General features: G+C 62.2%; 5 protein-coding genes, 1 rRNA gene and 2 pseudogenes. 5 read left to right on the top strand and 3 right to left on the bottom strand.

Annotation, left to right across the window (positions count from 1 at the left end):
- The first annotated feature begins 165 nt into the window (after positions 1 to 165).
- The 3 genes and pseudogenes from rrf (at position 166) to CAG11_RS34635 (ending at position 2,722) form a co-directional block, all read left to right on the top strand.
- Positions 166 to 281: ribosomal RNA gene (gene rrf / locus CAG11_RS32635) — 5S ribosomal RNA — on the top strand.
- A 560-nt stretch (positions 282 to 841) separates the two neighbouring features.
- Positions 842 to 1,867: pseudogene (locus CAG11_RS34640) on the top strand (cache domain-containing protein); the annotation flags it as partial.
- Between the two features lie 69 nt (positions 1,868 to 1,936).
- Positions 1,937 to 2,722, top strand: coding sequence for a methyl-accepting chemotaxis protein (locus tag CAG11_RS34635; protein WP_371857946.1), 786 nt, complete (start codon positions 1,937 to 1,939; stop codon positions 2,720 to 2,722).
- 68 nt (positions 2,723 to 2,790) lie between these two features.
- Here the strand turns inward: CAG11_RS34635 and CAG11_RS32625 are convergent, their stop codons facing one another.
- Positions 2,791 to 3,555, bottom strand: a complete 765-nt coding sequence (locus CAG11_RS32625; RefSeq protein ID WP_085600779.1) for a thioesterase II family protein — start codon at positions 3,553 to 3,555, stop codon at positions 2,791 to 2,793.
- 232 nt (positions 3,556 to 3,787) lie between these two features.
- On the opposite strand from CAG11_RS32625, the gene lapG reads away from it, so the two are divergent.
- Together lapG and lapD are read left to right on the top strand one after the other, a co-directional pair.
- A complete protein-coding gene (lapG, locus tag CAG11_RS32620; RefSeq protein WP_031321178.1) occupies positions 3,788 to 4,480 on the top strand; it encodes a cysteine protease LapG in 693 nt (230 codons plus the stop codon).
- A 14-nt stretch (positions 4,481 to 4,494) separates the two neighbouring features.
- Positions 4,495 to 6,441, top strand: a complete 1,947-nt coding sequence (gene lapD, locus CAG11_RS32615; protein WP_085600777.1) for a cyclic di-GMP receptor LapD — start codon at positions 4,495 to 4,497, stop codon at positions 6,439 to 6,441.
- Positions 6,442 to 6,482: 41 nt separating this feature from the next.
- Here lapD and CAG11_RS32610 read toward each other — a convergent pair whose 3' ends face one another.
- The gene (locus CAG11_RS32610) at positions 6,483 to 6,821 is read right to left on the bottom strand and encodes a tryptophan synthase subunit beta (RefSeq protein WP_085600775.1); all 339 of its coding nucleotides are present in this window, start codon (positions 6,819 to 6,821) and stop codon (positions 6,483 to 6,485) included.
- 161 nt (positions 6,822 to 6,982) lie between these two features.
- A pseudogene (locus tag CAG11_RS32605) lies at positions 6,983 to 12,062 on the bottom strand (LapA family giant adhesin); the annotation flags it as partial.

Below are 12,062 nucleotides of genomic sequence, written 5' to 3'. Positions count from 1 at the left end.
TCGCCGATGGTAGTGTGGGGTTTCCCCATGTGAGAGTAGGTCATCGTCAAGATTAAATTCCGAAACCCCAATTGCGAAAGCAGTTGGGGTTTTGTCTTTATGTAGAAGCTACTGATTTTGCTGAGACGTTTGACTTCAAGGTCCAACGGATCAGACACAGAATTTCTTGACGACCATAGAGCATTGGAACCACCTGATCCCATCCCGAACTCAGCAGTGAAACGATGCATCGCCGATGGTAGTGTGGGGTTTCCCCATGTGAGAGTAGGTCATCGTCAAGATTGAATTCCGAAACCCCAATTGCGAAAGCAGTTGGGGTTTTGTTTTTCCAGGGCAGAAAACCGGGGCGAGCCAAGGCCCTCGGGCATTCCTTTTCCCGGCGTGCTCCTTGCAGCATTAATGCCGACTCCAGCCATGCGCAAGCCGATCATCCAGGCCCATGCTTCAGCTCCTCGGCCCAGCCCAGCCATGGCATGGTCATCAATATCCCCCGGGTTTCGCCTGCTGCACTTCGACGCAGTCCTGCAGAGGCAACCTCACGGCGACTTATCCACAGCCCTTGGCCGTGGTGCTATTCCTCCAGGCGATGCCATGCCTGCTACTTCCTGTGGACAAGTCTCCCAACCCAAGAGCCACGACCGCTCTAGCGTGCCATTCGGCGGGATTCTGATAATTCAGGCGAGTAATTCAGAGAATTCCCTAAGGGTTCGAGGATTCTTGCCGACAGAGTGTTGAGACATGCGTGCACCAAGTAGAGCGGTCAGAGAATGTCGCCTGCGCTGTTACCTGGAATGTTGCATTCCGTACGCATCCCCACTTTCGGCATAAGAAGTCCCATGAAATGAATCTCAAGTTCAGCCATAAAATCCTTTTGGCCGCCTCTGGCATAGTGGTTCTGGCTTTTGCGTTGTTCACTCTGTACAACGACTACCTGCAACGCACTACCATTCGACAGAACCTCGAATCTTCTATCCAGCAAGCCGGCGAGCTCACTTCCAGCAGTGTGCAGAACTGGATGAGCGGACGGATCCTGGTGCTCGAGAACCTGGCGCAGAACGTCGCTCACCAGGGGCATAACGCTGACTTCCCGGGCCTGGTCGACCAGCCAGCCTTCACCACGAACTTCCAGTTCACCTACGTTGGCCAGGCCAATGGCACCTTCACCCAGCGTCCCGACGCGAAGATGCCCGACGGCTACGATCCACGCCAGCGTCCCTGGTACAAGCAAGCTGTCGCTGCCGACAAGACCATGTTGACCCCGCCCTACATGGCGGCCGTCGGTGGCCTCGTGGTGACCATCGCCATGCCGGTGAAGAAACAGGGCGAGTTGCTGGGCGTGGTCGGTGGTGACTTGAGCCTGGAGACCCTGGTCAAGATCATCAACTCGGTGGACTTCGGCGGCCTCGGCCATGCCTTCCTGGTCAGCGCCGACGGTCAGGTGATCGTCAGCCCGGACAAGGACCAGGTGATGAAGAACCTCAAGGACATCTACCCTGGCGCCAACGTACGGATCGCGAACGGCAACCAGGAAGTGGTCCTGAACAAACAGGAGCGCATTCTCTCCTTCACTCCGGTGACCGGCTTGCCGAACGCCGAGTGGTACATCGGCCTGTCCATCGACAAGGACAAGGCCTATGCGCCGCTGAGCCAGTTCCGTACCTCGGCGCTGATTGCAATGTTCATCGCCGTGGGCACGATCGCCGTGCTGCTGACCCTGCTGATCCAGGTCCTGATGCGTCCACTGGTGACCATGGGTCGTGCGATGCAGGATATTGCCCAGGGCGAGGGCGACCTGACCCGCCGCCTGGTGGTGGCGAGCAAGGATGAGTTCGGTGAACTGGGTAGCTCCTTCAACCAGTTCGTGGAACGTATCCACGCCTCGATCTCCGAAGTGTCCTCGGCCACTCGCCAGGTCCACGATCTGTCCCAGCGCGTAATGACCTCATCCAACGCCTCGATCATCGGCTCCGACGAGCAGAGCGCCCGTACCAACAGCGTAGCGGCAGCGATCAACGAACTGGGTGCCGCCACCCAGGAAATCGCCCGTAACGCTGCCGATGCCTCCGAGCACGCCAGTGGCGCCAGCGATCAGGCCGAAGACGGGCGCCAAGTGGTCGAGCAGACCATCCAGGCGATGACCGAGCTGTCGCAGAAGATCAGCCTGTCCTGCACCCAGATCGAGACCCTGAACGCCAGCACCGACAACATCGGGCACATCCTCGACGTGATCAAGGGCATCTCCCAGCAGACCAACCTGCTGGCACTCAACGCCGCCATTGAAGCGGCCCGCGCCGGTGAAGCCGGCCGTGGTTTCGCCGTGGTGGCCGACGAGGTGCGCAACCTGGCGCATCGCACCCAGGAATCGGCGGAAGAGATCCACAAAATGATCACTTCCCTGCAGATCGGTTCCCGCGAGGCGGTGTCGACCATGAACGCCAGCCAGGCTTCCAGCGAAGAGAGCGTCGAAGTGGCCAACCAGGCCGGTGCCCGCCTGATCAGCGTGACCCAGCGCATCGGCGAAATCGACGGCATGAACCAGTCTGTGGCTGCTGCGACCGAGGAGCAGACCGCGGTGGTGGAAGCCCTCAACATCGACATCAGCCAGATCAACCTGCTGAACCAGCAAGGTGTCGCCAACCTCAACGAAACGCTGAAGGATTGCGATGCCCTATCGCAACAGGCCAGCCGCCTGAAGCAACTGGTCGACAGCTTCAAGATCTGAAGCCCGCCCCGGGGTTTCCAAAGCCCGCTCCTGCCTCATGGCAGGGCGGGCTTTTTCATGGCCGGGATTCAGCCGAGGGGTTCGCCTAACAGCCCCAGGTGGGTATTGATCACCTGCAGCAGGCGCTGGCGTTGGGACTTGATGAAGAAGTGGTTGCCCAGCACCTCGATCAGCTCGAACTCACGGGTGGTGAACTCTCGCCAATTGAGCATGTGGCTGGCGGTCGCCAGTGGGTCCTCGCTTCCGTAGAAGGCCGTGAGTGGTACGTTGAGGCAGCCGCTGGAGGTGTCGTACCAGGTTTCGAAGAGTTTCAGGCCGGTGCGCAGCAATTGTTCATAGGCTTGCAGGTCGTCCTGTCCACGGGGGATTTCCAGGGGACTGCCGCCCAGGGTCAGGATCGCCTCGCGAAAGGCCGCATCGGGCAGGGTATGCAGCAGGGGACGACGGGGCAAGCTGTCAGGGCTGCGACAGCCGGAGACGAACAGGTGGCGGGTCTGCCGGGGGAACCGCTCCTGGGCGTATTTGCTGGCCTCATAGGCCAGCAGCGCCCCCAGGCCATGGCCGAACAATGCATGGGGCTTGTGCAGCCAGGGGGCCAGCGCTGCAAAGGTATTCTCCAGCAGGCTCGGCCAGTCGTCACAGGGGGCTTCGTAGCGCCGTGGACCATGCCCCGGCAAGTTCACCACCACCAGTTCGATATGGTCGGCCAACCCGCTGGACCAGACTCGCAGCTGCTCGGCGGCCGCCCCGGCCTGGGGAAAACAGATCAGGCGGATCTGCGTGGCTTGTCCAGAGTTGACCACCAGGGTCCATTGTCGGGTATCGGTATCCACAGCTTTTCCTTAAGCATGGGGGCCGGCAGTTCCTCTCCCGGCGCGACAGGGCACTAAAATAGTGGCTGATGCTGCTCAATGCACGCGCTCGTCAGGCTCTCGTGCACAGCAGGCGACGGCTGCCCGCTGCGGAGCACATTCTGCCGGTGACTGATTTCAAGGTGCCATTGTTTTTTGCCGGGCCAGCCTTCACCATCAGCCGATTCACGATAGCTCCCATGGATGCGACGCATTGGCGGCACGTTTAGCTCTTTCCCGGACCCTGCGCTGGTTCGGCTCGGCATTGCTGCTGGCCGGCATGCTGTTGGGCGGCCTGCACGCCGACTGGGACTTCTCCCTGATCAGCCGGCGGGCTACGGCGCTCTATGGACCCCTGGGCGAAGGCCAGCAACGCATCGACGCCTGGCAGCACCTGCTGGCGACCCAGAAGCAGGTGGCCGAACGCGAGCAACTGAAGGTGGTCAACCTGTTCTTCAACAAGAACATGCGATATGTCGAGGACATCGACCTCTGGCACCAGGTGGACTACTGGGAAACACCGATCGAGGCCTTGTGGAAGGGCGCCGGCGACTGCGAGGACTATGCCATCGCCAAGTACTTCAGCCTGCGCCGCCTTGGGGTCTCCAGTGACAAATTGCGCATCACCTACGTCAAGGCCCTGCGCCAGAACCGCGCGCACATGGTCCTGACCTACTATTCCACCCCGGATGCCATGCCGCTGGTACTCGACAGCCTGGAAGACTCGATCCGCCCGGCCAGCGAACGGACCGACCTGTTGCCGGTGTACTCCTTCAATGCCGAAGGGCTGTGGCTGCCGGGAGCCAAGGGCAACAAGCGCGTCGGTGATACCAAGCGCCTGTCGCGCTGGCAGGATGTACTGAAGAAAATGCAGGCCGAAGGATTCCCGGTCGAGACGACTAACTAGGAGCACGAGCCCAGATGTCTTTGTTCAAACAACTGCTGATCGCAATCTGCGTGTTCCTGGTGGTGGCCTTCAGCGGCAGCTTCATGGTCAGCCTGGAAAGCTCGCGCACCCAGTACGTCAACCAACTGCGCTCCCATGCCCAGGATGCGGCCACCGCCCTGGCCCTTTCGCTGACGCCGAACATCGACGATCCGGCGATGGTCGAGCTGATGGTCAGCTCCATCTTCGACAGCGGCTACTACGCCAGCATCCGGGTGGTGGACCTGGCCACCGACAAGACCATCGTCGAGCGCAGCGGTATTCCCGAGGTGGGCAACGTGCCCCAGTGGTTCGTCAGCCTCATCGGCCTGGAGCCGGCCGGTGGCGATGCCATCGTCAGCCGCGGCTGGGAGCAGGCGGCCCGGGTCGAGGTGCTCAGCCACCCGATGTTCGCCGTGGCCAAGCTGTGGCAGAGCGCCCTGGGCAGCCTGGGCTGGCTGTTGATCTGCGGAGCGGTGAGCGCGGTGCTCGGGGCGCTGTTGTTGCGTCGTCAACTGCGGCCGTTGGACTACATGGTCAAGCAATCCCATGCCATTGCCCGGCGCGAGTTCCTCAGCTTGCCGGAGCTGCCGCGGACCCCCGAGCTGCGCCGGGTGGTGCAGGCCATGAACCAGATGGTCGAGAAGCTCAAGGCGCTGTTCCAGGAGCAGGCCGAGCGCAGCGAAAAACTGCGCGCCGAGTCCTACCAGGACAGCCTTACCGGGCTGGCCAACCGGCGATATTTCGAAATGCAGCTGCATGCCCGGGTCAGCAATCCGGAGCAGGCCAGCTCCGGTTACCTGTTGCTGTTGCGGGTCAAGGATCTGGCCGGACTGAACCAGCGCCTGGGTGGTCAGCGCACCGACCAGTTGCTGGTGGCGGTGGGTGAACAGCTGCTGCGCGAGTGCGACAAGTACCCCGAGACCCACAACCTGGTCACCCGGGTCCGTGGTGGCGAGTTCGCGGTGCTGGCTCCGGGGCTGGTGCGTGAGGAAGCCATCCAGCTGGCGCAGAACCTGGACAGCGCCCTGGGCAACCTGCACGCCACGGGCGCCACCGATGTGGCGTCGGTCGCGTCCATTGGCCTGGCGGCCTTTGCCCATGGCGACTCGCCGCAGGCGGTGCTCAGCCTTGGCGACCAGGCCCTGGCCCAGGCCGAGGCCCAGGGCGATGCCAGCTGGGCCTGTCTTGACCAGAGTGCCAGCGCCCAGGTCGGGGACGATCACCATGCCTGGCACAAGCTGCTGGACCAGGCCCTGTCGCAGCGGCGCTTCCAGCTGTATTTCCAACCGGTGGTGGCGGCCCGGGATACCTCGCTGGTACTGCACAACAAGGTGTTGTCGCGGTTGCTCGACGAACAGGGCCAGACCATCCCCGCCGGGCGCTTCCTGCCCTGGCTGGAGCGTTTCGGCTGGACCTCGCGCCTGGACCTGCTGATGCTCGAACAAGTGCTCGGGCACCTGGCAGGCCATTCGGAGGCCCTGGCGTTGAACCTGTCGGCCGCCACCCTGGCCGATCCGCATGCGCTTAACCGGGTCTTCGATCTTCTGCGCCAGCACGCCGACCTGGGTCCTCGCCTGACCCTGGAGATCGGCGAGGAGCAATTGCCGGACCAGGTCCGCCTGGAGCAATTGACCCGGCAACTGCGGGAGCTGGGCTTCTCCCTCAGCCTGCAGCGTTTTGGCGGTCGCTTCAGCATGATCGGCAACCTGGCGCGGCTGGGCCTGGCCTACTTGAAGATCGACGGCAGCTACATCCGCGATATCGACCAGGAAAGCGACAAGCGCCTGTTCATCGAAGCCATCCAGCGTGCCGCCCACAGCATCGACCTGCCGCTGATCGCCGAGCGGGTCGAGACCCAGGGCGAGCTGCAGGTGATCCGTGAAATGGGCTTGTTCGGAGTACAGGGACAGTTGTTCGGCGAACCTGCGCCCTGGAACTGAGGAACCGGATCACGCCCCGCCGGCAGGCCGGTAGGGCGGATTCAGATTAATCCGGTTTCATCATCGTTGATCAAGCGGCTCAAGCCACCTAACGCCTCACGGGCGTTGCTACGGTCCAGCAGCTTGACCTGGGCCGCTTCCGGCAAGTCGGTGATGCGGATCACGCCCTTGCTGGTCAGGACCTGGATCAGGTCGTCCAGCACCCGGATCATATCCAGGTCACTGTGCTTGAGTTGCTTCAGGCTGACTTCCACCGCCTCGTTGGCGTACCAGGTCTGGATCTCGTGGTGGTCGGCGGGCAGCGTCTCGGTGGCTTCGGCGTAAGCGGCGGCTTCCACGCGAATCAGCTGACCTTGTGCATCGCGTTGCACGTAGAACATGGCATATCCCTCAGGCATTTTTCTCAGCGTCTAGCCGCCGGCAGCATAGGCCAACGCGGTACTCAGGAGGCGAGTATGCGTTGTGCCGGGCCAATCGTCACGGCGCTTGCTGTCTGCCGGGGCCTGGCCACCGCTGGCGAGCGGCGGTGGCCAGGAGCCGATCAGCTGTTGTTGTGGTCGATCTTGATGGTCGGATCGCTGCCGGCGATCAACGAGTTGATGCTGGCGTTGGACCAGTTGTTGCCTTCCAGCTTGATCGTCACGTCGGCGTTGGCCAGGCCGCCGGCGGCGTTGAGCTTGCCTTCGGAGCTGACCTGCAGGGTCGAGACCCCGTCCACGGTGGTGATCTTGAGGAAGTTGTCGATGGTGCTGGCGCTTTCGCCCTGCAGCAGGTCCCGCAGGTCGATCCGGTCACCCTCGCTGGCCTTGAAGTCCTTGATCACGTCGTTGCCAGTGTCGCCGGCCTTCCAGACGAAGGTATCGGCTCCTGAACCGCCGATCAGGATGTCGTTGCCCTGGCCGCCGATCAGAGTGTCGTTACCGGTGCCGCCCAGCAGGATGTCATTGCCCTTGCCGCCGTCCAGCAGGTCGTTGCCGCCCTGGCCGAAGAGAATGTCATTGCCGGCGCCGCCCAGCAGCGTGTCGTTGCCGTCGTGGCTGCCAGATACATCGAACTCGGTGTAGTGCTCGGTGATGTACTGGTGCACGTTGCTGGCGCTGACCTTGCTCACATCGACCCCGGTCTGCTTGGCCACATAGGCCTGCATGGCCTGGTAGCCCTCGCCGGCCACACCGTTGAAGCTCACCAGGTCGCCGAACAGGATGTCGTTGCCATTGCCGCCGCTGATGGTATCGGCACCCGGCATGGTGGCCTCGGTATGGCCGATGATCGAGTTGGCCAGGTCCTTCGGATCGATATTGGTCTGCGGCTTGCCATCGGTGTCGTACGGCTTGAGGTCGTTGAGGCTGACCCCGTTGTTCAGGCCGATGGCCTCCACTTCCGAAAGCTTGCTCAACAACGCGAAGCCGGAATTGGAGTTGTTGGTGGTGTACCAGTCGGTGCTGTTGCCGGAACCGTCCCGGTACGACAGCTCGTAGGTGCCGTCGCCCTGGGCGTGCACGGTGCCCAGCTCCCTGGCGCTCCAATAACCCCCGCCCCAGCCGGTATTGATATAGGTCTGCAGGGTCAGCGTACCGTTGCTGCTCACGCTGTAGGCGTGGGTGTTGTCCAGGTACGTGGTATTGATGGTGTCGCCCAGCTTGTAGTTGTTGACGTTGATCAAGTCATCGAGCTTCGGACCACCGCTGTAGAGCGTCGGGTTGGTTTGCTCGCCGGCCTGGTAGTAGGTCGGCTTGCCGTCGGTGATGAAGTACGTCAGGTTCTTGGCATTGGTGTTGCTGGTGGCCTGGTTGCTCTGGAAGAAGTTGGCCGTGGCCTTGAACACGTCCTCGTAGTTGGTACCGCCGCCGGAGCTCATGGAGTCCAGCACTGCCTTGAGCTGGTTCAGGGCGTTCGGGTCATTGAGGTTCACCGACACCGTCTTGTTGACCTGGGTGTCGAAGTCCGCGAGGAAGATGTTCACCGTGCCCGAACCGGCGCCGCCAATGCTGTTTTTCAGGGTGTTGAACACCGCGGTCAGGGATTCCTTGGCTGCGGCGATGGACGAGCTGCTCATGCTGCCCGAGCTGTCCACCATGAAGGCGATGTTGTAGTTGGTGCCCGGGACCACGGTCAGGCCACCGATGTCGGCGACCACGATGTCGTTGCCTTCGGTGCCGGTGAAGGTGTCGTCGCCGGAAGTGCCGACCACCGGGTTGTATACGGCCGGGTAGACCTTGACCGGGATCTGCGCCGAGGTGCTGGCCGAACCGCCCAGGGACTCGGTGGAGGTCGACGTCACATTGAGGTTGAACGTGCCGTTGTAGTAAGGCGGCGGAGTGACCGTCAGGCTGCCCAGGTTCCAGCCGGTGACGTTGGCTTCGCCGGAACTCGCGGTCACGGTGAAGCTGTGGCCGGCGCCGTCGCTCAGGACCGAGCCTTCAGGCATGCCGCTGATCTTCACGCTCAGGGTTTCCGAACCATCGGTATCGGTCAGGGCGGTGGTGATCTTCGACACCTTGACGCTGCCACCTTCGGCACCTTCATTGAGCTTGTAGCCGTCGTAGTAGCCTTCACCGTTGCTGCCATGCAGCTCGGAAAGGGTGACGCCGGCATTGTTCAGCGCGGTCTCGTTGGGGTACATCGGGATGTTGGCGCTGTTCAGGTCGACTGCCGCACCGCCATTGACCGACAGGTTGACATCGTAGCTTCCCGGGCCGCTCTGGTTGGCATGGTAGATGTCCAGGGTGTAGTAGCCGCTGGTGGTCGGGGTGAACGAGCCGCTGATACCGCCACCCGAGCCCCACAGTGCGGTGGCCACGTTCTTGCCGCCAATGGTGATCAGCAGGCTGTCGTCGCCGGTACCACTGAAGCTGTAGGTCTTGCCGGCCTCGAGGTAGATCAGTCCGGAAGTTTTCGAACCGCTGCCACCTGCGACGCTGCCATCGGACTGGGCATTGGTCACCGTCGTGCTGCTGGTCGGTTTGCCGGAGTTGTCGAACACCGCCTTGAGCGCGTCGCCGGTAATGCCGTTGCCGTTGGTTCCCAGGCCGTTGAGGCTGGTCCAGGTCTCTTTGAGCAGGCCCACGGAGTTCACATTGTTGTTCGCCACGCCCAGGCTCGGTGCATCGGCCACCGGAGTGATGTCGATGTTCACCGTGCCGGTGTTGCCCAGGGCCTGGCCGTCGGTGGGCTGGAACTTGATCTGCGCGTAATCCGCCTGCTGGTTGCCCACGCCGTTGCCGCCGTAACCATTGGTGCCGGATTCATTGGCATCAGGCGTGAAGCGCAGCTTGCCGGCATCGATATCGGCCTTGCTGAAGGTCTGGTTGTTGGCCACGTCCTTCCAGGTCGAACCGTCGAGGTACTGCAGCTTGCCGTCGCTCGGCAGCTGGGTGATCTTCACGCCGAGGCTGGACGCCGGGCTGTCGACATCGCTGACGCCGAAGTTGTTCCAGGTCAGGGTCAGCGCGGTGTCTTCGGTACCGGTCACGGCGCCGCCGGTGGCTACCGGAGCATCGTTGACCGCCACCACGTTGACCGTGGTGGTGGCGACATTGGAGTAGTTGCTGCCATCGGTCACGGTCACGGTGATGGTCCGTGGCGTGGTGCTCGGATCTTCACTGTTGTTGGTGAAAGTGATGTTCTTGATCTGCTGCATGTAGTCGGCCAGGGTCGCGTTGCCCGACAGGGTCAGCGTGATCGAACCGTCTTTGCTGTTGGCGTTGATCGTGATGCCGTTGACGCTGTTGCCCAGGTTCAGCGAGTCCCCGGGCTGACGGTTGGTCAGCACGATGGTGGCGCCGGTGAGCATGGTGCTGTCCGGATCGGTGATGCTCAGGTCGGTATCGGCGATCGACACGCCAGGGCCGCTGGTGCCCTCGGTGAAGGTGACCTTGTAGTCGGCGCCGGTGGCACCGCTGGAGTTGTTGGCATCCAGGTCGATGACCGGCGGCGCGTCGTTGTCGATGATCGAGGTGGTGACGCTACCGTTGGTGCCGCTGACCACCAGTTTTTCGAAGTTGCCGCCAGTGGCCGAGTCGATCTTGACCACGAAGTTTTCCGTGCTCTCGGTGATCTTGTCGTCGATGGTCGCTACGTTGAAGGTGGCGCTGCTGGCGCCGGCCGGGATCTTCACGGTGTAGACGCCGGTGAAGTCCGAGCCGTCGGTGGCCGTGCCGCTGTAGCTGATCTTCAGGGTGACTTCGGTTTGCGCCGGATGGGTCAGGCTCACGGTGTAGCTGGCGGTCTGGCCCTCGACCACCGAAGCGCTGCCGGTGATGCTGACCGACGTGGTGTCGATGGTATCGGTGACGTTGGTTACGGCTGGAGTGGTGTCGGTGACCAGCTTCTCGAAGTTGCCACCGGTAGCGCCGCTGATGCTGGCGTTGACCTTGCCGGCGTCGATGTACACGTCATCGGCTGGCGCGGCGACGGTCACGGTGCCGGTGGTCTTGCCCGCGGCGATGGTGATGACGGCGCCGTTGTTCAGGGTCACGGTCACCGGAGTGCCGGCGGCGTTGCTCAAGGTGGCGGTGTAGACGATCGAGCCGCCCTCGGCCACGGTGCCGGTAGCGCTGAGGCTGAGGGTCGTGGTGTCGACGGTATCGGTCACGGTGGTATTGACCGGAGTCTTGTCCCCTACGAGTTTCTCGTAGTTACCGCCGCTGACGTCGGTGATCGAGTTGGTCACGGAGCTATGACCGATCAGGGCATCGTTCGGGGCAGTGATACTCACCGAGCCAGTGCTTTCGCCAACCGGGATGGTGATCTTCTCACCGTTGGCCAGGGTGACGGTCACCGGCGAACCGGTGACCGGCGCGGTCACGGTGGCGGTGTAGGTGATGGTTCCGCCTTCGGCCGCCGAAGACGTGGCCTTGAGGGTCACGGTGGAGGTATCGATGGTATCGGTGACATCGGTCACGGCTGGCGTGGTGCTTGGGACCAGCTTCTCGAAGTTGCCGCCTTCGGCCTTGGTGATGGTCGCTTCGACCTTGCCCGCGTCCTTGTACACATCGTCGGCCGGAGCCGGAACGGTGACAGTACCGGTGGTCTTGCCGGCACCGATCGTGATCACTGCGCCGTTGCTCAGGGTCACGGTGACGGGAGTGCCGGCAGCGTTGGTCAGTGTCGCGGTGTAAGTGATCTGGCCACCTTCAGCCACGGACGGTGTAGCTGTCAGCGACAGGTTGGTGGTGTCGATGGTGTCGGTCACGGTAGTGCTGACCGGTGTTTTATCAGCGACCAGGTTCTCGTAGTTACCGCCGCTGACATTGGTAATCGAGTTAGTGACGGAAGAGTGACCAACCAGGGCGTCGTTCGGGGCAGTGACATTGATCGAGGCAGTGGTTTCACCGACTGGGATGGTGATTTTTTCACCATTGGCCAAAGTGACAGTCACAGGAGAACCGGTGACTGGGGCAGTGACGGTCACGGTATAGGTGATTTGGCCACCTTCAGCCGCCGATGGAGTCGCTTTGAGCGAAACGGTCGAATCATCGATGGTGTCAGTGACGTTCGTAACCGCTGGCGCCGGGTTGGTCACCAGGTTCTCGAAATTACCGCCTTCGGCTTTGGTGATGGTGGCTTCGACCTTTCCGGCGTCTTTATAGACGTCGTCGGCCGGAGCAGGGACGGTCACG

Origin of the sequence: Pseudomonas sp. B6(2017) (assembly GCF_002112765.1) — a bacterium.
Taxonomy (GTDB): domain Bacteria; phylum Pseudomonadota; class Gammaproteobacteria; order Pseudomonadales; family Pseudomonadaceae; genus Aquipseudomonas; species Aquipseudomonas piscis.
This window is presented reverse-complemented; position numbering and strand designations above follow the sequence as displayed.